The following is a 22,180-nucleotide window of genomic DNA, read 5'->3' on the forward strand; positions in this document are numbered from 1 at the left end:
TAATGCACTCTTTTCCGATTCTCAGTACCGCGATCTGGTTGCCGATCGTCTTCGGCCTCATCGTGCTCGCGGTCGGCTCCGACAAGAATCCGGGCGCGGCGCGCTGGATCGCGCTGATCGGCTCGCTGGCGGGCCTGGCCGTCACGATCCCGCTGATCACGGGCTTCGACTCGAGCACCGCTGCGCTGCAGTTCGTCGAGCAAACGACCTGGATCGAACGCTTCAACATCACGTATCACCTGGGCGTCGACGGCATCTCGATGTGGTTCGTCGTGCTGACCGCGCTCATCACGGTGATCGTCGTGATCGCCGGCTGGGAGGTGATCACCGAGCACGTGTCGCAGTACCTCGCCGCGTTCCTGATTCTCTCGGGGATCATGATCGGCGTGTTCTCTGCGGCCGACGGCCTCTTGTTCTACGTGTTCTTCGAGGCGACGCTGATCCCGATGTACATCATCATCGGCGTCTGGGGCGGCCCGAACCGCGTGTACGCGGCGTTCAAGTTCTTCCTGTACACGCTCGCCGGCTCGCTCTTGATGCTGGTCGCGCTGATCTACCTGTACACGGAGACGCATTCGTTCGACCTCGCCACGTGGCAGAACGCGAAGATCGCGATGACGCCGCAGGTGCTGCTATTCATCGCATTCTTCCTCGCGTTCGCGGTGAAGGTGCCGATGTGGCCCGTCCACACTTGGTTGCCTGACGCGCACGTCGAAGCGCCGACGGGCGGCTCGGTCGTGCTGGCCGCGATCATGCTGAAGCTCGGCGCATACGGTTTCCTGCGCTTCTCGCTGCCGATCACGCCGGACGCGAGCCACTTCTTCGCGCCCGTCGTGATCGCGCTGTCGCTGATCGCCGTGATCTACATCGGCCTCGTCGCGATGGTGCAGGCGGACATGAAGAAGCTCGTCGCGTATTCGTCGATCGCGCACATGGGCTTCGTCACGCTCGGCTTCTTCATCTTCAACCAGCTCGGCGTCGAAGGCGCGATCGTCCAGATGATCTCGCACGGCTTCGTGTCGGGCGCGATGTTCCTCTGCATCGGCGTGCTGTACGATCGCCTGCACTCGCGTCAGATCGCCGACTACGGCGGCGTCGTCAACGTGATGCCGAAGTTCGCCGCGTTCGCGATGCTGTTCTCGATGGCCAACTGCGGTCTGCCGGGCACGTCGGGTTTCGTCGGCGAGTTCATGGTGATTCTCGCCGCCGTCCAGTTCAATTTCTGGATCGCGTTCGGCGCGGCGTTCACGCTGATTCTCGGTGCGGCGTACACGCTGTGGATGTACAAGCGCGTGTACTTCGGCGCGGTGGCGAACGATCACGTTGCGAAGCTGAAGGACATCAGCCGCCGCGAGTTCGTGATGCTCGCCGTGCTCGCCGCGTTCACGATGCTGATGGGCCTCTATCCGAAGCCTTTCACCGACGTGATGCACGTTTCCGTGGAAAACCTCCTCTCCCATGTCGCGCAGTCGAAACTGCCGCTGGCCCAGTAAGCGCGAGCGGAGGATACAAAGATCATGCAAAACGCACCTATGAATGTCCTGTTGCCTGATGCGCTGGTGATGGTCGCCATCATCGTCGCGTGGCTGAACGACACCTTCGTCGGCGCGGCCGGCCGCCGCCTCACGTACCTGATCGCGGTCGTCGCATCGGCCGCGGCCGGCGTGTGGTTTGCGCTGCAAGCCCTCGATCCGCAGCAGTACTACTTCTTCTCGCGGATGGTCGTCGTCGATTCGTTCGCGAGCGTGATGAAGGCGGTGGTGTCGCTCGGCTTCGCCGTGACGCTCGTCTACTCGCGCAAGTACCTTGAAGATCGCGATCTGTTCCGCGGCGACGTGTTCCTGCTCGGCATGTTCTCGCTGCTCGGCCAGCTCGTGATGATCTCGGGCAACAACTTCCTGACGCTGTACCTCGGCCTCGAGCTGATGTCGCTGTCGCTGTATGCGGTGATCGCGCTGCGTCGCGACGCGGCGCAGTCGAGCGAAGCGGCGATGAAGTACTACGTGCTCGGCGCGCTCGCTTCGGGCTTCGTGCTGTACGGGATCTCGATGCTGTATGGCGCGACGGGCTCGCTCGAGCTCAACGAAGTGCTGAAGGCGGTCGCATCGGGTCGCATCAACGACGCGGTGCTGCTGTTCGGCGTGATCTTCGTCGTCGCGGGCGTTGCGTTCAAGCTCGGCGCCGTGCCGTTCCACATGTGGGTGCCGGACGTCTACCAGGGCGCGCCGACCGCGATGACGCTCTTCGTCGGCGGCGGCCCGAAGGTCGCGGCGTTCGCGTGGGGCCTGCGCTTCCTCGTGATGGGTCTGCTGCCGCTCGCGGTCGACTGGCAGGAAATGCTCGTGATCCTCGCGGCGCTGTCGCTGATCGTCGGCAACATCACGGGTATCGTCCAACGCAACGTGAAGCGGATGCTCGCGTACTCGGCGATCTCGAACATGGGCTTCGTGCTGCTCGGACTGCTCGCGGGCGTCGTCAACGGCAACCCGTCGTCGGCGGCGAGCGCGTATAGCTCGGCGATGTTCTACACGATCGTCTACCTCGTGACGACGCTCGGCTCGTTCGGCGTCGTGATGCTGCTCGCACGCCGCGACTTCGAAGCCGAAACGCTCGACGACTTCAAGGGGCTCAACAAGCGCAGCCCGGTGTTCGCATTCGTGATGATGGTGATGATGTTCTCGCTCGCCGGCATTCCGCCGACGGTCGGCTTCTATGCGAAGCTCGCGGTCCTCGAGGCGACGGTCAACGCCGGCCTCACATGGCTCGCGGTGCTCGCCGTCATCACGTCGCTGTTCGGTGCGTTCTACTATCTGCGCATCGTCAAGCTGATGTACTTCGACGCGCCGCAAGACACGACCCCGATCGCGGGCGACGCGTGCAAGCGTACGGTGCTCGTGCTGAACGGCCTCGCAGTCGTCGTGCTCGGCATCGTGCCGGGCCCGCTGATGACGATCTGCCTGCAGGCGATCAGCCATACGCTGCCGCTGTAATGTCGGCAGCCGGTTGGTTCATCGTGCTGTTGGCGCTCACGGGCGCCAACCTGCCGTTCCTGAACCAGCGCCTGTTCGCCGTCGTGCCGCTCAAGAGCGGGGCGACGGCGAAAAAGAGCGCGTGGATCCGGATCGGCGAATTGATCGTGCTGTATTTCGTCGTCGGCGCATTGGGCTTCTGGCTCGAATCGCGCGCCGGCAATCGCTTCGAACAGGGCTGGCAGTTTTACGCGATCACCTTCAGTCTTTTTGTGGTGTTTGCGTTTCCCGGCTTCACGTTCCAGTATCTGGTCAAACGGCGCTGACGGCGTAGGCCGTCGCGCCCCACTGCGGAGCCGCCGATGGCCGACTTGCCGAATCACGACGCCACCCTCACCGAAACTTGCATCGAAAGCGAGCCCGTGTATGACGGCTCGTTCCTGAAGGTCAAGCGCGACACGGTTCGCCTGCCCGACGGCAAGCATGCGACGCGCGAATACGTGACGCATCCGGGCGCCGTGATGGTCATTCCGCTCTTCGACGACGGCCGCGTGTTGATGGAGAGCCAATATCGCTATCCGATCGGCAAGGTGATGGCCGAATTTCCGGCGGGCAAGCTCGATCCGGACGAAGGCGCGCTCGCATGCGCGATCCGCGAGCTGCGCGAGGAAACCGGCTACACCGCGCGCGAGTACGTATTTCTCACGCGGATTCATCCGATCATTTCGTATTCGACCGAATTCATCGACATCTATCTCGCGCGCGGCCTGACGGCGGGCGAGCGCAAGCTCGACGATGGCGAGTTCCTCGAGACGTTCACGGCGACGCTGCCGGATCTGCTCGAATGGGTGCGCGCCGGCCAGATCAGCGACGTCAAGACGATCATCGGCACGATGTGGCTCGAGAAGGCGATGTCGGGCGCGTGGCCGCTCGGCGATGCGATTCGGCCGTAAGCCGGGCCGAGCGGGAGACTTTGCGAAGGGATACAATCGGTGCCGTCGGTTCGTTCGATCGCGTCCTTTTTCAGACTTGATTTAGCACGACCGTTCACAAAATTTCTTTTTGCGATACACTGGCAGCACGCCCTGATTCAGCATGAAGGTCCTCGATTTGCAATGCCCGGATGGCCATCGGTTCGAAGGCTGGTTTGCTTCGGCCGATGAGTTCGAAGCGCAGTTGTCCCGCAAGCTGGTCGAATGCCCGGTTTGCGGTGCGACCGAGGTCAGCCGCATGCCGTCCGCGCCGCGCCTGAATCTGTCGGGCGCGACGCAGGCGCAGCCGGCCGATCCGCGCGAACTGCAGGCGCAGGCAATGCGTGCGCTGCGCGAGGTGCTCGCGAAGACCGAGAACGTGGGCGAGCGCTTCGCCGAGGAAGCGCGGCGCATTCACTACAACGAAGCGCCCGCGCGCAGCATTCGCGGCGTAACCACGCCCGAAGACGCGCAAGCCTTGGCCGAAGAAGGCATCGACGTGATGCCGCTGCCGGTTCCGGCCGCGCTGAAAGAGCCTTTGCAGTGATCGATCGCTGATCGCTGCGCGGCCGTCGGCGGCCGCCGGCGCGGTCAGAGGAGACACTGCGCATGGATTTCGATTATTCCCCCGCCGACGACGCGTTCCGCGCCGAAGTCCGCGCATGGCTCGAGGCGAATCTGCCTCGCACGCTGCGCGCCAAGGTTCTCGATCACAAGCGTCTGAATCGCGACGACTTCGCGAGCTGGCATCGGCTGCTCGGCGCGCGAGGCTGGTCCGCGCCCGCGTGGCCCGTCGAGTACGGCGGTCCCGGTTGGAACGCGACGCAGCGCCACGTCTGGGAAGAGGAGTGCGCGCGGATCGGCGCGCCGCCCGTGCTGCCGTTCGGCGTATCGATGGTCGCGCCGGTGCTGATGAAGTACGGCAGCGAAGCGCAGAAGCGGCATTATCTGCCACGGATTCTCGATGGCACCGACTGGTGGTGCCAGGGCTACTCGGAGCCCGGCTCGGGTTCGGATCTCGCGTCGCTGCGCACGCGCGCCGAGCGACACGGCGATCATTACGTCGTCAACGGCCAGAAGACCTGGACGACGCTCGGCCAGTACGCGAACATGATGTTCTGCCTCGTGCGCACCGATCCCGCGGCGAAGAAGCAGGAGGGCATCTCGTTCCTGCTGATCGACATGAAGTCGCCCGGCATCACCGTTCGCCCGATCATCACGCTCGACGAGGATCACGAAGTCAACGAAGTGTTCTTCGAGGACGTGAAGGTGCCCGTCGAGAATCTCGTCGGCGAAGAAAACCGCGGCTGGACCTACGCGAAATATCTGCTCGGACACGAGCGCACCGGCATCGCGCGCGTCGGCGCGTCGAAGCGCGAACTCGATTTCCTGAAGCGCATCGCGTCGCGCGAGCGCAAGAACGGCAAGCCGCTCATCGCCGATCCCGTTTTCGCCGCGAAGATCGCCGCGCTCGAGATCGAGCTGATGGCGCTCGAAGTCACGGTGCTGCGCGTCGTCAGCAGCGAGGCGAGCGGGCGCGGGCCGGGGCCGGAGGCGTCGATGCTGAAGATCAAGGGCACCGAGATCCAGCAGGCGCTGACCGAGCTGATGATCGACGCGATCGGGCCGCTCGCCGCGCCGTTCGACGCACCGTTCCTCGAAGGCGAGCGCGAGCACAGCGTCGCGGGCGACGATGACGCGGCGCCGCTCGCCGCGTATTACTTCAACTACCGCAAGACGTCGATCTACGGCGGTTCGAACGAAATCCAAAAGAACATCATCGCGCAGATGATTCTCGGACTGTGAGGAGCGGCGCCATGAACTTCACTTTCAGCGAAGAACAACAGCAATTCGCCGACGCGCTGCGCCGCTATCTCGACGAGCGCTACGGCTTCGACGCGCGGCGCGCGATCGTCCATTCGGATGCCGGCGTGTCGGCCGACCAGTGGCGCGCGTTCGCCGAGCTCGGCCTCACCGCGCTGCCCGTGCCGGAAGCGCACGGCGGTTTCGGCGGCGGCGCCGTCGACATGCTCGTCGCGATGCAGGAACTCGGGCGAGCGCTCGTCGTCGAGCCCTATTGGGCGACCGCGGCCGGGATCGAGGCGGTGCGCGTCGCGGGCTCGGGCAGCGGCGAAGACGCCGCGCTCCTCGAGCGCGTGGCGCAGGGCGACGCGAAGCTCGCGGTCGCGTTCCACGAACCGCACGCGCGCTACGACCTGTTCGCGATCGAGACGACCGCGCGGCCCGACGGCGATGCATTCGCGCTGAACGGCGTCAAATCGATCGTCCAGCACGGCGCGCAGGCGGATGTCCTGATCGCGCCCGCACGGCTGCCGAACGGCGCGCTCGGCCTGTTCGCGGTGGCGCGCGGTGCAGCGGGCGCGGACGTCGTCGACTATCGGACGATCGACGGCCAGCGCGCGGCGACGATCCGCCTGTCGAACACGCCGGCGCGCGCGCTTGCGGGCGGTGAGCGCGACGCGGCCGCGCTCGAGAAGATCGCCGACTACGGGATCGTGCTGCTGTGCGCGGAGGCGATCGGCGCGCTCGACGCGCTCAATCGCGCGACGCTCGACTATACGAAGACGCGCCAGCAGTTCGGCATGCCGATCGCACGCTTCCAGGCGCTGCAACACCGAATGGTCGACATGCTGATCCATGTCGAGCAGGCGCGCTCGCTCGCGTATCTCGCCGCGGTGCGCTATGCGAGCGGCGATGCGAACACGCGTCGCAAGGCGGTGTCGGCGGCGAAGGTCCGCATCGGCCAGGCAGCGCGCTTCGTCGGCCAGCAGGCGGTGCAGTTGCACGGCGGGATGGGCGTCACCGACGAGGTCGCGGCCGCGCATCTGTTCAAGCGTCTGTCGATCATCGAAACGACGCTCGGCGATGTCGATCATCATCTCGCACGCTTTGCGTCGCTGCCGGATTTCGCGGCATTGCAGGATGCCTGAGCGGGCGCGCTCGCCCGACTCATTTCACGGAGAAGCTTGATGGGTATCAGTTACGAAGACCTGGAAGTCGGCGGTAAAACCGAAGTCGGCAAGCATCGATTCACGTCCGACGAGATCGTCACGTTCGCGCAGGCGTACGACCCGCAGCCTTTTCACGTCGACGAGGAAGCGGCGAAGTCGTCGATGTTCGGCGGGCTCGTCGCGAGCGGCTGGCATACGTGCTCGGTGTTCATGGGCATGCTCGTGCGCAACGTGCTGCAAGGCTCGACGAGCCTGGGCTCGCCCGGCATCGAGGAGATCCGCTGGATCAAGCCGGTGCGCTCGGGCGACACGATCACGATGTACAACAAGGTCCTCGACAAGCGGCTGTCCGCGAGCCGGCCCGATCGCGGGATCGTGACGACCGAATGGGAAGGCGTCAACGAGCAGGGTGAGACGGTCATCACCGTGCGCTCGAAGGTGCTGTTCGGGCTGCGGGAGCCGAAGGAGCGCACGTGACGGACATGACGGACATGACGGACGACACGCAAGCGGCGCCGCCGACGATCGCGTCGGCGCAGGCGCTGCGCGAGCTCGTCGGCGGGGAGTCGTTCGTGAGCGGCTGGATTACCGTCGATCAGCCGCGCGTCGACCGCTTCGCCGAAGCGACCGACGATCGGCAATGGATCCACGTCGATCCCGAGCGCGCGCGACGCGAATCACCGTTCGGCGGGCCGATCGCGCACGGTTTTCTGACGTTGTCGCTGATTCCCGCGCTGATGGTCGACGCGGTCCGTTTCGAGGAACGGATGAGCGTGAACTACGGGCTCAATCGCGTGCGCTTCCTGCGGCCGGTGCCGGTCGGCGCACGCGTGCGGGCGCGCTTCGCGGTGAAGGACGTGAGCGAAGGCGCACAGGGCGGCATGCGCGCGACGTGGTCGGTGTCGGTCGAGATCGAGCATCCGGAAAAGCGGGCGCTCGCATGCGCGGCGGAGTTCGTCACGCTCCATTTCTTCTGAGCGCTCGCGCCGCCATTTCACTGCTTCGCGTGGCGAAGGAGGCAACAATAGAAAGGGACCCGGTTCGATCCGCGTCCCTTTTCCATTTCGGGCGACATGGCCCGCATTCGCCGCCGCGCAGGTGCGCGGCCGGCCGCGCGTCGCGCGTCAGTGGCGCGAGTACTGCGTCGCGCCGAACAGCATCTCGCGTGCGCGATCGTCGTCCTGCAACGGCTTGCGCAGCGACGCCAGCACCTCGACGCCGCGCTGCACCGCCGGACGCGCGGCGATCGCTTCGTGCCAGCGCTTCACGTTCGGGAATGCGTCGAGCTCGATGCCCTGGTTCTTCCATGAGCGAGTCCACGGGAACGTCGCGATGTCGGCGATCGTGTAATCGTCGCTCGCGAGGTACGCGGATTGGCCGAGGCGCTTGTCCATCACGCCGTATAGCCGCTTCGCCTCGTTCGTGTAGCGGTTGATCGCGTACTCGATCTGCTGGGGCGCGTAGAGGCGGAAGTGGTGCGCCTGTCCGAGCATCGGGCCGACGCCGCCCATCTGGAACATCAGCCATTCCAGCGTCGCGTAGCGCGCGGCAGGCGCGGACGGCAGGAGCTTGCCAGTCTTCTCGGCGAGATAGATCAGGATCGCGCCCGATTCGAACAGCGAGATCGGTTTGCCGTCGGGACCGTCGTGATCGACGATCGCCGGGATCTTGTTGTTCGGGCTGATCTTCAGGAATGCCGGCTTGAACTGGTCGCCCGCGCCGATATCGATCGGATGCACGCGATAGTCGAGGCCGGTCTCCTCGAGCATGATGTGGATTTTGTGGCCGTTCGGGGTTGCCCAACTGTAGACGTCGATCATCGTCGTTCCTTTGTGATGGTTCGTCGATGCGGCGCCGTTACGGCGCCGCGGCACGCGGGAAATTAGAGCATAGATCCGCCAGCGCTGCAGACGGCTGTGCGGGCGGAGGAAACGATGCCGGCGCGTGGTGCGTCGCTGCGCTTCGATGCGCGCCGCGCGGCCTCGGCTCGTCGGCTAGACGACTCGTCGGTCGTCGATTTGTCGGTTCGTCGGAGCGAACTCGCAACGTCTGTCACCCGGGCGGCCGAGCGCAAGGCGGCGATCGCATCGGCGCGCGTCGCCGCTGCCTGTCGCCGATCGCCGTCGAGTTAGCTGCCTCGTGCCGGCGCGCTCGCATGGCGTGCGAGTTCGAGCTTCGCGATCGCGTTGCGATGCACTTCGTCGGGGCCGTCCGCGAAGCGCAGCGTTCGCGCGCTCGCATACGCGTACGCCAGCGGGAAATCGTCGCTGACGCCGCCGCCGCCGTGCGCCTGGATCGCCCAGTCGATCACCTCGCACGCCATGTTCGGCGCGACCACCTTGATCATCGCGATCTCGCCGCGCGCGCCCTTGTTGCCGACGGTATCCATCATGTACGCGGTCTTCAGCGTGAGCAGTCGCGCCTGCTCGATCATGCAGCGCGCCTCGGCGATCCGCTCCTGCGTGACCGTCTGCGCGGCGATCGGCTTGCCGAACGCGATGCGCTCGGACGCGCGCCGGCACATCAGTTCGAGTGCGCGCTCCGCGAGCCCGACGAGCCGCATGCAGTGATGGATGCGGCCGGGCCCGAGCCGGCCCTGCGCGATCTCGAAGCCGCGTCCTTCTCCGAGCAGCAGGTTCGACGCGGGCACGCGCACGTTCTCGAGCGTGATCTCCATATGGCCGTGCGGCGCGTCGTCGTAGCCGAACACGTTGAGCGGCCGGTGCACGGTGACGCCGGGCGCATCGGACGGCACGAGGATCATCGATTGCTGCGCGTGGCGGGGCGCGTCGGGGTCCGTCTTGCCCATCACGATGTAGAGCTTGCAGCGCGGATCGCCCGCGCCGGACGACCACCACTTGTGGCCGTTGATTACGTAGTCGCCGCCGTCGCGCTCGATGCGGGTCCGGATGTTCGTCGCGTCCGACGACGCGACCTCGGGCTCCGTCATCAGGAACGCCGAACGGATCGTGCCGTCGAGCAGCGGTTCGAGCCACGTCGCTTTGTGCGCGTCGGCGCCGTAGCGCTCGAGCGTTTCCATGTTGCCGGTGTCGGGCGCGTTGCAGTTGAAGACCTCGGGCGCCCACGGCACGCGGCCCATGATTTCGCAAAGCGGCGCGTATTCGAGGTTCGTGAGGCCGGCGCCGCGCGTCGAGTCGGGCAGGAACAGGTTCCACAGGCCCGCGGCGCGCGCTTTCGGCTTTAGCGTCTCGATCAGCTCGACCGGCTGCCATGCGTCGCCGGCGCGCCGGTTGCGTGCGATCTCTTCGTAGAACGCGCGCTCGTTCGGATAGATGTGTTCGTCGAAGAACGCGTTGAGCCGCGCGCGCAACGCTTCGACTTTCGGGGTGTAATCGAAATGCACGGCTGCCTCGCCTGTCGGTCGGTTCGGTGGAAGAATGGGGCGCACGCTAGCGTGCGCGCTGTGCGTAGCGCCACGCGAGCTCGGCCATCGGCCGCGCGTGCTGGCCGGCGTCGAGCGCCTGGACGCTCGACGCGGTGCCGTCGACGACGCGCTTCATGATGCCCTGCAGGATCGCCGCGATCCGGAACATGTTGTATGCGAGATAGAAGTTCCAGTTGTCGGGGATCGTCAGGCCGGTGCGCTCGCAGTAGCGGGAGACGTAATGCGCTTCGTCGGGAATCCCGAGCGCCGGCAGATTGAGCCCGGCGATGCCACGAAAGCGCTCGGGCGTAACGTGCCACGCCATGCAGTGGTACGCGAAATCGGCGATCGGGTCGCCGAGCGTCGACAGCTCCCAGTCGAGCACTGCGAGCACGCGCGGCGCGTGCGGATCGAAGATCAGGTTGTCGAGCCGATAGTCGCCGTGCACGATCGACACGCGCGCGTCGTCTTCGGTCTCGGGCGGCAGATGTTGCGGCAACCAGTCGATCAGCCGGTGCATCGCGTCGATCGGCTCCGTCTCCGAAGCCAGATACTGCTTGCTCCAGCGGGCGATCTGACGCGCGAGATAGTTGCCCGCCTTGCCGTAATCGGCGAGCCCGACCGTCTGCGGATCGATCGAGTGCAGCGCAGCGATCACGCGGTTCATCTCGTCGTAATGGCGGCCGCGCTCGGCGGGCGTCATGCCGGGCAGCGACGGATCCCACAGCACGCGGCCGTCGACGAACGCCATCACGTAAAACGCGCGGCCGATCACGCTTTCGTCGCCGCAGCGCGCGAGCATCGGCGCGACGGGCACGTGGGTGTCCGCGAGCGCGGCCATCACCCGATACTCGCGCTCGATCGCGTGCGCGGACGGCAGCAGCTTCGCCGCGGGCGCGGGCTTCGCGCGCAATACGTAGCTGCGCGCGGGCGTGGCGAGCTTGAACGTCGGATTCGACTGGCCGCCCTTGAACTGCTCGACGGACAGCGGGCCGGCGAAACCGTCGACGTGCTGCACGAGCCATGCGCTCAGCGCGTCCACGTCGAAGCGCTGCGCGTCGCCGACGGGGCGCGTGCCTTCGAATGCGGCGTAATCGGTCGGCTTGGACTTCGGATCGTTCTCGGCTGCCATCGTCTCCTCCGGATCCGTGCGACGCACCTATTCGCGCGTGCTTTGCAAAAACTGGTGATACAGCACTTCCATCGTCGTGTTGCGGGTGTCGCGGTGCAGCGCTTCGGGCGGCGAGTAGTTGACGAGCCGCACGACCCAGTCGTCGCGCTCGCCGACGTCGAGCGCGTTGATGCAGCCCGCCGACTGCGACAGCGTGCCGATGAAGAGCCGATGTCCGGGCACCGTCGCGTGCGACAAGAGCGCGCAATTCACGCCGCCGTGCAGCACGAGCAGCACCGTGTCCCACGACGGGTCCGCGCGCAGCGCGGCGAGCGGCGGCAGCACGCGGTCGATCAGTTCGCCGATCGTCTCGCCGCCGAGAAAGCGCGTGTGCTCGGCGACGATGCCGTCGAGCACACGCAGGAACGCGGCTTCCTGCTCTTCGGGCGGGATGTCGGCGAGGAAGCCGCCGCGAATTTCGCGCCATGCGGGCTCGATGTCGATGTCGAGCGGTTGATCGATCTCCGCGAGCACGCGCCGCGCGGTTTCGATCGTGCGCGGCAGGCCGCTCGTGATCACGCGGTCGAAACGCACGTGCTGCTCGGCGAACACGCGTCCCGCGGCGCTCGCCTGCATCCGTCCGCGCTCGTTGAGCGGCACGGCGTCCTGGTCGAACGGGCGGCCGCTCGCGTCGAAGTAGGTGACGTCGCCATGCCGCATCAGATAAATGCGGCGACGTTTCGGCAATTGATAGGACATGGGCGGGCTTTAGCGTTTGTAGACGGGAGGGCGTTTGTCGAGGAACGCGGTGATCCCTTCGAGCGCGTCCGCGTGGTGCAGCGACGCGACGAAGTGATCGCGTTCGGCGACGAGATGCGCGGCGAGCGGCTGCGTTTGCGCGTCGGCGATTAGCGACTTGATCCGCGCGAGCGCGTTCGGCGACATCTTGCCGAGCGCGTCGGCCCACGCGATCGCCTCGTCGCGTGCGGCGCCCGGCTTCGTCAGGCGGTTCACGACGCCGAGCTCATGCAGCCGCGACGCGGCGGCGGGCTTGCCTTCGAAAAGAATCTCGGCCGCGAGCGCGCGGGGCAGCGCATGCGCGAGGAACCACGAGCCGCCTCCGTCGGGCGTGAGCGCGACGCGCGCGTACGACATCACGAACTTCGCATCGTCGGCGGCGACGAGGAGGTCGCACGCGAGCGCGAGCGAGAAGCCCGCGCCCGCGGCCGCGCCTTCGACGGCCGCGATCACGGGCTTCGTCACCGTGTTGATCGCGGTGACCCATTCGCCGAGCAGATCGATGCTCGCCGCCTGGGCGGCGGGCTCCTTCGCGCGATTGTCGAGCAGCCGGTTCAGGTTGCCGCCCGCGCAGAAGAAGCGGTCCGCGCCCGTCAGCACGACCGCGCGGATCGACGGATCGCGCTCGGCCGTGTTGAGCGCTTCGAGGCCGGCGGCATACATGTCGGGATGCAGCGCGTTGCGCGCGCCGGGGTTGGACAGCGTGAGGACGAGCGTCGATTCGCTTTCGGGCGGGCGGGACGCGAGCAGTTCTGCGCTCATGCAGTGAGTCTCCTTGAATGCGATAGGCATCGGGAACGGCGCGCCGCGTACATGCGCGGCGCGGGCGCCGTCCCAGCCGGCTTGACCGGCATTTTTGAGGCGGTGCCGAAACGTGCCGCAGCGCGAACGCCGCGACGGGCTTCGAAGTTGCTTTAGACTAGCATGAACGTGCTTTTCGGCGTTACGCCGACGCGACGTGCGGGACACATCGCGCGCGGCCCTTTTCCCATGACGAAGGAGACTTCGATGCTTCGGCTCTGTGGCTTACCGCTGTCGAACTATTACAACAAGGTCAAGTTAGTACTGCTCGAGCACGACATTCCGTTCGAGGAAACGCTCGTCGAGCTTCCGATCGACGATCCCGCGCTGTTCGCCGACACGCCGCTCGGCAAGGTGCCATACCTGCTGACTGAGCACGGCGCGATCAGCGAATCGCAGGCGATCGTCGAATATCTCGTCGCGACCCATCACGACAAGCGCATCTTCCCGGCCGATCCGTTCACGGCGGCGAAGGCGCGCGAGATCACGACGGTGCTCGAGCTGTATCTCGAATGGAACGCGCGCGAGCTGTTTCCCGAGGCGTTCTTCGGCGGCAAGATCAGCGACGGCACGAAGGCGCACGTCGAGAAGCGCATGCCGCGCGCGCTGGACGGCTTCAAACAGCTCGCAAAATTCTCGCCTTACGTGCTCGGCGACACGTTCGGCATCGCCGACGTCGCTGCGTTCATCCATTTGCCGATCATCGCGCTTGCGACGAAAGCGGTCTACGGCCGCGATTTCATTGCCGATGCCGGAATCGACTGGAAGTCGTACGTGAAGCGCATCGAGGCGGAGCGGCCGGCTGCGCGGCGCGTGAGCGAAGAGCGCAAGGCGTTCATCGCGGGGCTTGCGAAGCAGAGTTGACGCGAGTCATGTGATGCACGCGCGGTGCGCGAAGGCCGATTGGCCGTCTCGCGCATCGCGCGCGCATTTGCCGCGATGTCGGCGGCGCGATGGACCGGGCCTTGACCGTACAACGGCGACGGGCGGTCGCGGCGGCTCGTGGGGGGGCCGTGGGGGCCCGCTCATGCGCCGGATTTACAAGCGCGCGAGCCGCTCGAGCGCGGTGGCGAGCGTCTCCTCGCGCTTCGCGAAGCAAAAACGCACGACGCCCGATTCATGCGACTCGTGATAGAACGCCGACACCGGGATCGCCGCGACACCGATCTCGGTCGTCAGCCACTTCGCGAATTCCGCTTCGGGCAGATCGCTGATCGCCGAATAATCGACGCACTGGAAGTACGTGCCCGCGCACGGCAGCAGTTTGAAGCGCGTGTTCGCGAGTCCGGCGCGGAAGAAGTCGCGCTTCTTCTGATAGAACGCGGGCAGCGTCAGATATGGCTCGGGATCGCGCAGGTAATCGGCGAGGCCGAACTGCATCGGCGTATTGACCGTGAATACGTTGAACTGGTGGACCTTGCGGAATTCAGCCATCAGTGCGGCGGGCGCGGCGACGTAGCCGACCTTCCAGCCCGTCACGTGAAAGGTCTTGCCGAAGCTCGACACGACGATGCTGCGCGCCGCGAGCTCCGGATAACGGGCGATGCTCTCGTGCCGCGCGCCGTCGTAGACCATGTGCTCGTAGACCTCGTCGGATACGATCAGCAGGTTGGTGCCGCGCACGATGTCTTCGAGCGCGCGCATGTCCGCCTCCCGCCATACGGTGCCCGTCGGATTGTGCGGCGTGTTGATCAGGATCGCGCGCGTTTTCGGCGTGATCGCCGCGGCGAGCTTGTCGAACGGAATCGCGTAGTCGGGCGCGTCGAGCGTGACGAACACGGGTGTCGCGCCCGCAAGCGCGATCGACGGCAGGTAGCTGTCGTAGGTCGGTTCGATCACGATCACTTCGTCGCCCGGATGCACGGCGCACAGGATCGCGGTCAGGAGCGCCTGCGTCGCGCCGGCCGTCACGGTGATCTCGGTCGCAGCGTCGTAGCGGCGGCCATAGAGCCGCTCGATCTTGTCCGCGATCGCCTCGCGCAGCGGTGCGACGCCCGTCATCGGCGGATACTGGTTGTGGCCGTCGCGCATCGCGCGCGCGACCGCGTCGACGATGCGCGGATCGCAATCGAAATCGGGAAAGCCCTGGCCGAGGTTGACCGCACCCTTTTCCGCGGCGAGCGCGCTCATGACCGTGAAGATCGTCGTGCCGACGTCGGGCAGGCGGGAGAGGAGGGGGGGCGTCGTGGGCATGTCGTGCTGTGCGTTCATCGTGGCTTGCGCGAAAAGGGGGGCGAAGCGCGTCGCTTACGCCGGCTCGGATGCGTCGGCCGCGAGCGCGCAGGCGGCGAACGGCGCGGGTTGCGCGATCCTGAAGCCGAAGTCGCGCTCGGTCCGGCGCGCGAGCTTCAGAAGCGCGCGGTCTTTCGACACGAGCCAGTCGGCGCGTGCCGCATAGGCGAGCTCGAGAAATTTCTGGTCGTCGCGGTCCTTGCACTTCGGCAACCCGCGCGGCGGCGGCGCATCTGCGGCGGGGGACGGCGCGGCCGTGTCGGCTGGCGACGGCGAATCCATGCGGCCCGCTTGCACGTCGGTCGCGTCTGTCGCATCCGGAAGGTCCGAAGCGTTCAAGGGATTCGGGCTGTTCGAAGCGCCCGCCGATGATGCGGCCGCAAGCGAGCGGTTCGCGCCGGCGCCCGTCGTCGCGGCGGCCTCTCGCGAACCGCCGCGATCGGGCTCCCCGACGCGCTCCGACAGGCGCGCTACCGTTGCGAGCGCGGCGGCCTTGTCGACCGAGCGTGCCTTGAACTGCGGGTAGTCGAGCACGCGCTCGAGCTCGACGAGGCAGCGAGCGTCGATGAGCGCCGTGATGGCGCCCGTTTCCAGGGCGTCGCGGATCGGGCGGGCGGCGGGGTCGTCGAACACGAGGATGTCGATCCAGACGTTCGAATCGAGCACCACGCGGCGACCGGCGCGCGGAGCGTCGGGGCTTGGCATTCGTTACAATCGGTGGTTTTCGTTTGACTGCACGGCACGGCGTGCCGGTGAGCCTCTATGATAATCGTTCTCTCCCCGGCGAAATCGCTCGACTACGAAACCCCGCCCCACGTTGCCACTCATACGCTGCCTCAGTTCGTCGACGACGCGGCCGAACTGATCGGCGAGCTGCGCCGGCTGTCGCCGCAGCAGATCGGGACGCTGATGAGCATTTCCGATCCGCTCGCACGCCTGAACTTCCAGCGTTACGCGGACTGGTCGGGTACGTCGACGCCCACAAACGCCAAGCAGGCGGTGCTGGCGTTCAACGGCGACGTCTACGAAGGCCTCGACGCTCGCTCGCTGTCGGCCGCCGATCTCGACTACGCGCAGCGGCACGTCCGCGTACTGTCGGGGCTCTACGGGCTGCTGCGGCCGCTCGATCTGCTGCAGCCGTACCGGCTCGAAATGGGCACCCGCTTCGCGAACGCGCGCGGCAAGGATCTGTACGCGTTCTGGGGCGAGCGGATCACGCAGGCGCTGAACGTCGAGCTGAAGACGCGCGACGGCGCATCGCGCGTGCTCGTCAATTGCGCATCGGCTGAATACTTCAAGTCGGTGAAGCCGAAGCTGCTCGACGCGCGCATCGTCACGCCGGTTTTCGAGGACTGGAAGGACGGCCGTTACAAGATCATCAGCTTCCACGCGAAGCGCGCGCGCGGCCTGATGGCGCGTTACGTCGTCGAGGGGCGGATCGCGTCGCCTGACGCGCTGAAGGACTTCGCATCGGAAGGCTACGCGTTCGACGAAGCCGCGTCGAACGACGACACCTACGTATTTCGCCGGCGTGTCGGCGCTTGAATTCCGGGCGGCCCGGCGCGGCCGTCGCAACCAGGAGATGCAATGACTCTCTCGATCACGAGCAATTTCGACGCGGGTGCGATCGACGTCCTGTCGTGCGAGCGCGCGGATGCGATCCGGCTGCGCGTGCGCGGCGACAATCGTTCCGAGTTCGCTCAGTGGTTCTACTTCCGCCTGACGGGCGCGCGCAGCGAGCGCTGCGTGATGACGTTCGAGAACGCGAACGACTGCGCGTATCCGGCCGGCTGGCGCAACTATCGCGCAGTCGCGAGCTACGACCGGGTCAATTGGTTCCGTGTGCCGACGTCGTATGACGATCAGGTGCTGACGATCGACCATACGCCCGATTTCGACAGCATCTATTACGCGTATTTCGAGCCGTACGGCGAAGAGCGTCATTCGGAATTCCTCGGCGCGGTCCAGCAGATGCCGCATGCGAACGTCGTCGAGCTCGGCCGCACGGTCGAAGGGCGGCCGATGTCGCTCGTCGTGCTCGGCACGCTGGAAGAAGCGGGCGTCGCGAAGAAGAAAGTGTGGATCATCGCGCGCCAGCATCCGGGCGAGTCGATGGCGGAATGGTTCGTCGAAGGGCTCGTGAAGCGGCTCGTCGGCTGGGGCGACTGGCTGGGCGATCCGGTCGCGCGCAAGCTCTACGATCGCGCGACGTTCTACATCGTTTCGAACATGAATCCAGACGGCAGTGTGCACGGCAATCTGCGTACGAACGCCGCGGGCGCGAACCTGAATCGCGAGTGGATGGAGCCCGATGCCGAGCGCAGCCCCGAAGTGCTCGCCGTGCGTGACGCGATTCACGCGATCGGTTGCGATCTCTTCTTCGACATACACGGCGACGAGGATTTACCGTACGTGTTCGCGGCCGGCTCGGAGATGCTGCCGGGCTTCACCGAGCAGCAGCGTGTCGAGCAGCGCGCGTTTATCGACGCGTTCAAGCGCGCGAGCCCCGATTTCCAGGACGAGCAAGGCTATCCGCCGGGAAAGTACAAGGAGGATGCGCTCAAGCTCGCGTCGAAGTACATCGGCCACCGGTTCGGCTGCCTGTCGCTGACGCTCGAGATGCCGTTCAAGGACAACGCGAACCTGCCCGACGAGCATGTCGGCTGGAACGGCGCGCGGAGTGCGTCGCTCGGCGCGGCGATGCTGGGCGCGATTCTCGAGCACGTACAGACTTTCGTCTGAGCGATCGCCTTTGCACCGAGGATGCGCGCGAAATGGAGTGCGGATCAAAAAGCCGGAGCGGCATTGCCGCGTTCCGGCTTTTTTGCGTCGAGCCGACGGCGGCGCATGACGCACGACACCCGATGCCCGACGCCGTCATCATTCGGACCGGCGTTCGACGGGCTGCTTCACGACTTCTGCGTTGATCGTTTCTTCACGGCTTTTTTCGTCGTGCCCGACTTCTTCGTCGCAGCCGATCGCTTGCTGCTCTTGCCCGCCGCTTTCGCCTTGACCTTGCCCTTGCCCGAGTGCGCGCGAAGCTTTTTCTTCGACGACGTCGTGCGCTCGACGCGCGGCTTCGCGGGCGGCACCGGATCGTTCCAGCTGAACGCGAGCATCTGCGTGCCGACATAGCCGCAGCGGAATTTTAGATGTTCTGGGTCGCCGCCGCTGCTGCGCACGCCGAGGCCTTCGACGGTCACGATGTTGTCGACCTTCACGCGCTGCTTGCCTTCGTCGAACGAGTCGTTCCACGGCGTGATCGAAGCGTTGCCGCTGTCGAACGCGTTCGGCGGAAATTCGACATGATCGAAAGCGCTCGACGTGCTGGCGATGAAACTGCCGTGTGCGGCGCAATCCGCGACGAGCGGTTCGGCGTGCATTTCATTGACGTATTTGTTGACGAGTTCGACGCGTTGATCGAGCAAGTCGGCAAACGCGGGCGCGGCGAACGTGAGCGACAGGCCTGCGACACAGGCCGTCAGCTTGCCGAGCGCGCCGAGCAGGCGATGCGAGGCGGGAAAGCTGTCCATCTGGAGGTATGAGATAAGCGCGATAGAGACACCAGGCACGTGAGATGCCCGATGAAGAGCAGGGTTCCATCTTAGCGTAATTTTCCGGCGCGGCAGTAGAGCGATTGCCCGTATGGCCGGGTGCGCGCGCGTCTACGCGCGTGCGAACTCATGCACGCGGTCCGCCGAGGCGATAGCGGCGCACGTCGGAGGTCGTGACCCATGCGGGCCGGTAGACCGCGATCAACGCCGTCGCCATGCCGGTGAACCACGCTTCGCCGAGCGCTAGCAGCAATGCGTTCAGTGCATATCCGGACGGGACGACGACGAGCGTGCCGTCGGCGAGCGCGATCTGCACGCCGGCCGCCGTAGCCGCGACGACGCCCACCGTGATCGCAGGCGACACGAAGCCTTGGCCGATGATGAGCGCAGGCAGGTTGTGCGGCAGCCACGCGAGCGCGGCGCGCTGCAGCAGCGCTGATATCGCGACGGGAAGTGCGCCGTATACGAGATAGGTGAGCCCGATGCCTTGCCAGGTCGCGTCGAACACGACCGCGGCGACGCCGATCACGGCCGCCATTGCAACGAGCGCGAGGGTCCAGTCGAACAGTGTGACGAGCAGCGTCGCGCCGAGGAGATGCATGACGAGGCCGTCGTCGAGCCACGCGTTGGACGCCCATAGCACTGTGAGTGTGGTCACGAGCGCGAGCCACACGTGCTGCAGTGTCGCATCCTGCAGACGCCCGAACGGGCGCCTCCACAACGCGAAGGCGAGCAACCCCCCGGCGGCGATCCAGCCACCGACGGCGACCCAGAACGGAAGCGGCGTGTAGAGGAAACCCATGTTTTTATATTACTCGTTGAATACAAAAGATGGGAATGGATTCGCTCTCTACGCGGGTTTTGCCGGCTATTCGCTCGCTTTGAACGGAGCGCTCGGTTCGGCCGCGATGAGCGGCTGGGCAGACGATTCGTTCTCGGCGACGAGCGGGTACTTGTGTTGCGCCTTCGCCGTGCGCAGCGGCACGGGGCCGGCCGCGCCGTGTACGGGCTTCGGCGAGCTGTCGCGCGCGGACAGCAGCACTTCGAGATGTGGCGGTAGCCAACCGTTGTAGATCGCGACCGCGGCGGCGCGATTTGTCGCCCCCAATTGCTGGAAGATGCTGGCCAGATGAATCTTGACCGTACCTTCACTGATGCCGAGCGTGCGCGCGATCATCTTGTTGGTGCTGCCCATGTGTACGAAACGCATGATCTGCGCCTGGCGCGGCGAGAGGCGGCTGCACGGCGAGCGTTTCCTGCGCGGGAGCTGGCTGACGATCGCGTCTACGCGGCCGTCCCTTGTGCGCGCGGCCGGCTCGGTGAGGTTCAGCGCGCTCGGCGGGACGTAGTATTCGCCGAGCAGCACCATTTCCAATGCGCGAACGATGGTGTGAGGGCGCGTCGAGCGTGGAATGACGCCGAGCACGCCGGCGTCGAAGAGCGCTTGCGCGTGCTCCGGCGACGCGTCGTCGGTAAGCGCCGCGACGGGCGTCGGCGCGCAGGCCTGGCAAAGCGCATGTAGATCGCCGAGCCGCTTGATGTCTTGCCAGTCGACTGCGATCAAGTCGAAACTCTGTTGTTTGATGAGCCGTTGCGCCTGCCGCCAGTCCTTGGCGTCGTTGTAGCCGGCATGTCGGTCGATTTGACGCAGCAGGGTTTTCAAGCCGTCGCGACGCTCTGCGTCGGAATTGAGCACCAGAAACCTCATGTTATGCCTCCGCTTATCCGATTGATCGAGAAAACGACGAGTGCCATCCCCTCAATAATGACAAAGACATTACAAAATGTCGGCCTAGCTGAAAGTCGTAAGAAAAATTCAGACAAGCAACAGTGCAAAGGCCGCCTCGAGCTCACGCTCGAGGCGGCCTTTGATGGACCACTTGCGCCGGACGGCGCGAGGCGGGCGGCGTTTCAGTGGAAGTGCGGCTGCGCGGGCGTCGCGTCCTCCGGCATCTCCGCATGGACGATCTCGCCGAGCGGATCCGCGTACAGCGGGACGCCGCAATCGTCGCAATACTCGGGTTCGAAACGGCCGGCGTGGCGGCGGATGTCGGTCACGCCCGCTTCCTTCAGCAGCGACGCGATTTCCTCGAGCGGTCCGTCGGCGGGCGCCTCGGCTTCGAGCGTCGCTTCGTCGACGGCCGCCTCGCCGTTTTCGCGTCCATAGAGCGGCCAGACGACGCCATAAATGACGTCGTTGCTGCCGCGGCGAGTGAACGCGACGCGATACTCGTCGATCCGGCGCTCGCCGAAACCGGCGATCACGGCGCGCAGCTCTTGCGGCGGCGCGCCGATCGTGTCGAACAGATAGCGGATCGCGGTGCGTACGGTGTGCGGACGGATCCGCTCGTCCGCGTCACGGCACGCGGAGTAGTACGCGTCGGGCAGCAAGCATTCGAATTCGCAGCCGGGCAGCGCGGCCGACAGGTTGACGCCGCCTTGCGCAGCCCATTGCTCGAGGCATTGGCCGCGCTCGATGCGCGAACCGTGCTCTTCTTCTTGCCAGCGGAAGAGCGGGGCACCGGCGGGCGCGGCGACGACAGCGAGCAGAAAGCGCGGATCGGCAAGGATCGGCGAGGTCTCGGGCAGGTCGCCGAAGTTGAGCTTGACCGGATGGTTGCCGAGCGCCGCATGCGCGAGCTGCTGCGCGAGGCGGTAAGTTTCGACGTGATGGCGCGGCAACTGATCGATGCTATAGAAAAAGGGCGCCATTGCGACGAGTGTGCCTTGCGCAAGCACGTGTGCTTGCAAATGGGTGCGCAACACATCGGCGATCTCGATCTTGAGCGAGCCCGACGGAATCATGTAGCGGGTCCAAGCAAGTACGGGGACTGCGACGAGAAGCGCCTCGTACGGCTTGCCGTCATGCTCGACGGACAGCGATTCGCTGTGCGTCTCGGCCATGTCGGCGAGGGCGCCGTAGGCGTCCGGATGATTCTGCTGGAGATGGTCGAGCGCGGCGTCGAGCGTGGTCTGGTTGCCGTTGCGGACGATCTTTGCGAGCAAGGCGTCGAGCTTGGCTTCCCAGAAGCGATCTTCGACGCGGCTGCCGGACGCAAACAACGCAAGCGACAGACCGACCAGTTTGTCGGCATCGGGAGGGAGGCGTTTAGCGGTTCGCTGGCGCATAGATTGACATGGTTGGATGCGAGGAACCTGTCATTTTAGTCCGTTCCGCGTATGTTCAGCGGTTTGCCTGCCTTCTGGCAGTCTTCCATATAGACAAGACGATATGCGAGCGCGTCCGGCGTGTGAATATTTAAGGGACAAAAAAATGTCGAAACCCTCTTGCGGGGTACGAATCTTATGTCTAGAATCACGCCTCTTTCGCGGTAACGGAAACGCGACGCGAAAGAAGAAGTGGGAGGTTCCGGCGCTTGAGGCGAG

Annotated in this window: 23 protein-coding genes; 12 read left to right on the plus strand and 11 right to left on the minus strand. The window is 65.6% G+C overall.

What is annotated here, in order from left to right:
• The first annotated feature begins 2 nt into the window (after positions 1–2).
• The 9 genes from WS69_RS09940 (at position 3) to WS69_RS09980 (ending at position 7,889) form a co-directional block, all read left to right on the plus strand.
• The gene (locus WS69_RS09940) at positions 3–1,493 is read left to right on the plus strand and encodes an NADH-quinone oxidoreductase subunit M (protein ID WP_059470606.1); all 1,491 of its coding nucleotides are present in this window, start codon (positions 3–5) and stop codon (positions 1,491–1,493) included.
• Positions 1,494–1,532: 39 nt separating this feature from the next.
• Positions 1,533–2,990, plus strand: coding sequence for an NADH-quinone oxidoreductase subunit NuoN (gene nuoN, locus WS69_RS09945; protein ID WP_059470607.1), 1,458 nt, complete (start codon positions 1,533–1,535; stop codon positions 2,988–2,990).
• The gene (locus WS69_RS09950) at positions 2,990–3,295 is read left to right on the plus strand and encodes a DUF2818 family protein (protein ID WP_059470608.1); all 306 of its coding nucleotides are present in this window, start codon (positions 2,990–2,992) and stop codon (positions 3,293–3,295) included. The genes nuoN and WS69_RS09950 overlap by 1 nt, the downstream gene beginning before the upstream one ends.
• 36 nt (positions 3,296–3,331) lie before the next feature.
• Positions 3,332–3,922, plus strand: coding sequence for an NUDIX domain-containing protein (locus tag WS69_RS09955; RefSeq protein WP_059470609.1), 591 nt, complete (start codon positions 3,332–3,334; stop codon positions 3,920–3,922).
• Positions 3,923–4,064: 142 nt separating this feature from the next.
• A complete protein-coding gene (locus WS69_RS09960; RefSeq protein WP_059470610.1) occupies positions 4,065–4,487 on the plus strand; it encodes a DUF1178 family protein in 423 nt (140 codons plus the stop codon).
• Positions 4,488–4,549: 62 nt separating this feature from the next.
• Positions 4,550–5,746: an acyl-CoA dehydrogenase family protein gene (locus tag WS69_RS09965; protein WP_059470611.1), complete on the plus strand. Its 1,197-nt coding sequence runs from the start codon at positions 4,550–4,552 to the stop codon at positions 5,744–5,746.
• 11 nt (positions 5,747–5,757) lie between these two features.
• Entirely contained in the window at positions 5,758–6,891 is a 1,134-nt protein-coding gene (locus tag WS69_RS09970) for an acyl-CoA dehydrogenase family protein (protein WP_059470612.1), read from the plus strand.
• A gap of 39 nt (positions 6,892–6,930) precedes the next feature.
• Positions 6,931–7,389 (plus strand): MaoC family dehydratase, encoded by a 459-nt coding sequence (locus WS69_RS09975; protein ID WP_059470613.1) that lies wholly within the window; start codon positions 6,931–6,933, stop codon positions 7,387–7,389.
• A gap of 14 nt (positions 7,390–7,403) precedes the next feature.
• On the plus strand, positions 7,404–7,889 hold the full coding sequence (locus WS69_RS09980) for a MaoC family dehydratase (protein ID WP_442854895.1): 486 nt from the start codon (positions 7,404–7,406) through the stop codon (positions 7,887–7,889).
• 147 nt (positions 7,890–8,036) lie between these two features.
• On the opposite strand, the gene WS69_RS09985 is transcribed toward WS69_RS09980, so the two are convergent.
• From WS69_RS09985 to WS69_RS10005, 5 genes are all read right to left on the minus strand, one after another.
• Positions 8,037–8,732 (minus strand): glutathione binding-like protein, encoded by a 696-nt coding sequence (locus WS69_RS09985; RefSeq protein WP_059470614.1) that lies wholly within the window; start codon positions 8,730–8,732, stop codon positions 8,037–8,039.
• A gap of 308 nt (positions 8,733–9,040) precedes the next feature.
• Entirely contained in the window at positions 9,041–10,276 is a 1,236-nt protein-coding gene (locus WS69_RS09990; RefSeq protein WP_059470615.1) for an acyl-CoA dehydrogenase family protein, read from the minus strand.
• A 46-nt stretch (positions 10,277–10,322) separates the two neighbouring features.
• Positions 10,323–11,429, minus strand: coding sequence for a phosphotransferase (locus WS69_RS09995; RefSeq protein WP_059470629.1), 1,107 nt, complete (start codon positions 11,427–11,429; stop codon positions 10,323–10,325).
• A gap of 27 nt (positions 11,430–11,456) precedes the next feature.
• Positions 11,457–12,167: a histidine phosphatase family protein gene (locus WS69_RS10000; RefSeq protein ID WP_059470616.1), complete on the minus strand. Its 711-nt coding sequence runs from the start codon at positions 12,165–12,167 to the stop codon at positions 11,457–11,459.
• Between the two features lie 9 nt (positions 12,168–12,176).
• Positions 12,177–12,968 carry an oxepin-CoA hydrolase, alternative type gene (locus tag WS69_RS10005; RefSeq protein WP_059470617.1) on the minus strand — a complete coding sequence of 264 codons (792 nt, stop codon included), beginning with the start codon at positions 12,966–12,968 and terminating at the stop codon, positions 12,177–12,179.
• A 246-nt stretch (positions 12,969–13,214) separates the two neighbouring features.
• Here WS69_RS10005 and WS69_RS10010 point away from each other — a divergent pair, with 246 nt between their 5' ends.
• A complete protein-coding gene (locus WS69_RS10010) occupies positions 13,215–13,871 on the plus strand; it encodes a glutathione S-transferase (protein WP_059470630.1) in 657 nt (218 codons plus the stop codon).
• 174 nt (positions 13,872–14,045) lie between these two features.
• Here the strand turns inward: WS69_RS10010 and WS69_RS10015 are convergent, their stop codons facing one another.
• Positions 14,046–15,218, minus strand: a complete 1,173-nt coding sequence (locus tag WS69_RS10015) for a pyridoxal phosphate-dependent aminotransferase (protein ID WP_059470618.1) — start codon at positions 15,216–15,218, stop codon at positions 14,046–14,048.
• A gap of 36 nt (positions 15,219–15,254) precedes the next feature.
• A complete protein-coding gene (locus tag WS69_RS10020) occupies positions 15,255–15,908 on the minus strand; it encodes a PIN domain-containing protein (RefSeq protein WP_442854896.1) in 654 nt (217 codons plus the stop codon).
• A 93-nt stretch (positions 15,909–16,001) separates the two neighbouring features.
• On the opposite strand from WS69_RS10020, the gene yaaA reads away from it, so the two are divergent.
• Together yaaA and WS69_RS10030 are read left to right on the plus strand one after the other, a co-directional pair.
• The gene (gene yaaA, locus WS69_RS10025; protein WP_059470620.1) at positions 16,002–16,784 is read left to right on the plus strand and encodes a peroxide stress protein YaaA; all 783 of its coding nucleotides are present in this window, start codon (positions 16,002–16,004) and stop codon (positions 16,782–16,784) included.
• A 42-nt stretch (positions 16,785–16,826) separates the two neighbouring features.
• On the plus strand, positions 16,827–17,981 hold the full coding sequence (locus WS69_RS10030) for a M14 family metallopeptidase (protein WP_059470621.1): 1,155 nt from the start codon (positions 16,827–16,829) through the stop codon (positions 17,979–17,981).
• Between the two features lie 167 nt (positions 17,982–18,148).
• Here WS69_RS10030 and WS69_RS10035 read toward each other — a convergent pair whose 3' ends face one another.
• From WS69_RS10035 to WS69_RS10050, 4 genes are all read right to left on the minus strand, one after another.
• Entirely contained in the window at positions 18,149–18,772 is a 624-nt protein-coding gene (locus WS69_RS10035) for a BspC domain-containing protein (RefSeq protein WP_059470622.1), read from the minus strand.
• 148 nt (positions 18,773–18,920) lie between these two features.
• A complete protein-coding gene (locus WS69_RS10040) occupies positions 18,921–19,595 on the minus strand; it encodes an energy-coupling factor ABC transporter permease (RefSeq protein WP_059470623.1) in 675 nt (224 codons plus the stop codon).
• A 66-nt stretch (positions 19,596–19,661) separates the two neighbouring features.
• The gene (locus WS69_RS10045) at positions 19,662–20,501 is read right to left on the minus strand and encodes a response regulator transcription factor (protein WP_059470624.1); all 840 of its coding nucleotides are present in this window, start codon (positions 20,499–20,501) and stop codon (positions 19,662–19,664) included.
• Between the two features lie 203 nt (positions 20,502–20,704).
• A complete protein-coding gene (locus WS69_RS10050; RefSeq protein WP_059470625.1) occupies positions 20,705–21,922 on the minus strand; it encodes a DUF2863 family protein in 1,218 nt (405 codons plus the stop codon).
• Between the last annotated feature and the right edge of the window lie 258 nt (positions 21,923–22,180).

It is taken from the genome of Burkholderia sp. BDU5 (assembly GCF_001522845.1).
GTDB classification, from domain to species: domain Bacteria; phylum Pseudomonadota; class Gammaproteobacteria; order Burkholderiales; family Burkholderiaceae; genus Burkholderia; species Burkholderia mayonis.

Coding starts and splice junctions, on each gene's coding strand:
- nuoN (WP_059470607.1), top strand. CDS start 1,533: ATGAATGTCCTGTTGCCTGATGCGCTGGTGATGGTCGCCATCATCGTC.
- WS69_RS10005 (WP_059470617.1), bottom strand. CDS start 12,968: ATGAGCGCAGAACTGCTCGCGTCCCGCCCGCCCGAAAGCGAATCGACG.
- WS69_RS09975 (WP_059470613.1), top strand. CDS start 6,931: ATGGGTATCAGTTACGAAGACCTGGAAGTCGGCGGTAAAACCGAAGTC.
- WS69_RS10015 (WP_059470618.1), bottom strand. CDS start 15,218: ATGAACGCACAGCACGACATGCCCACGACGCCCCCCCTCCTCTCCCGC.
- WS69_RS09970 (WP_059470612.1), top strand. CDS start 5,758: ATGAACTTCACTTTCAGCGAAGAACAACAGCAATTCGCCGACGCGCTG.
- WS69_RS09950 (WP_059470608.1), top strand. CDS start 2,990: ATGTCGGCAGCCGGTTGGTTCATCGTGCTGTTGGCGCTCACGGGCGCC.
- WS69_RS09965 (WP_059470611.1), top strand. CDS start 4,550: ATGGATTTCGATTATTCCCCCGCCGACGACGCGTTCCGCGCCGAAGTC.
- WS69_RS10000 (WP_059470616.1), bottom strand. CDS start 12,167: ATGTCCTATCAATTGCCGAAACGTCGCCGCATTTATCTGATGCGGCAT.
- WS69_RS09955 (WP_059470609.1), top strand. CDS start 3,332: ATGGCCGACTTGCCGAATCACGACGCCACCCTCACCGAAACTTGCATC.
- yaaA (WP_059470620.1), top strand. CDS start 16,002: ATGATAATCGTTCTCTCCCCGGCGAAATCGCTCGACTACGAAACCCCG.
- WS69_RS10040 (WP_059470623.1), bottom strand. CDS start 19,595: ATGGGTTTCCTCTACACGCCGCTTCCGTTCTGGGTCGCCGTCGGTGGC.
- WS69_RS09960 (WP_059470610.1), top strand. CDS start 4,065: ATGAAGGTCCTCGATTTGCAATGCCCGGATGGCCATCGGTTCGAAGGC.
- WS69_RS10035 (WP_059470622.1), bottom strand. CDS start 18,772: ATGGACAGCTTTCCCGCCTCGCATCGCCTGCTCGGCGCGCTCGGCAAG.
- WS69_RS10030 (WP_059470621.1), top strand. CDS start 16,827: ATGACTCTCTCGATCACGAGCAATTTCGACGCGGGTGCGATCGACGTC.
- WS69_RS10050 (WP_059470625.1), bottom strand. CDS start 21,922: ATGCGCCAGCGAACCGCTAAACGCCTCCCTCCCGATGCCGACAAACTG.
- WS69_RS09985 (WP_059470614.1), bottom strand. CDS start 8,732: ATGATCGACGTCTACAGTTGGGCAACCCCGAACGGCCACAAAATCCAC.
- WS69_RS10045 (WP_059470624.1), bottom strand. CDS start 20,501: ATGAGGTTTCTGGTGCTCAATTCCGACGCAGAGCGTCGCGACGGCTTG.
- WS69_RS09940 (WP_059470606.1), top strand. CDS start 3: ATGCACTCTTTTCCGATTCTCAGTACCGCGATCTGGTTGCCGATCGTC.
- WS69_RS10010 (WP_059470630.1), top strand. CDS start 13,215: ATGCTTCGGCTCTGTGGCTTACCGCTGTCGAACTATTACAACAAGGTC.
- WS69_RS09995 (WP_059470629.1), bottom strand. CDS start 11,429: ATGGCAGCCGAGAACGATCCGAAGTCCAAGCCGACCGATTACGCCGCA.
- WS69_RS09980 (WP_442854895.1), top strand. CDS start 7,404: ATGACGGACGACACGCAAGCGGCGCCGCCGACGATCGCGTCGGCGCAG.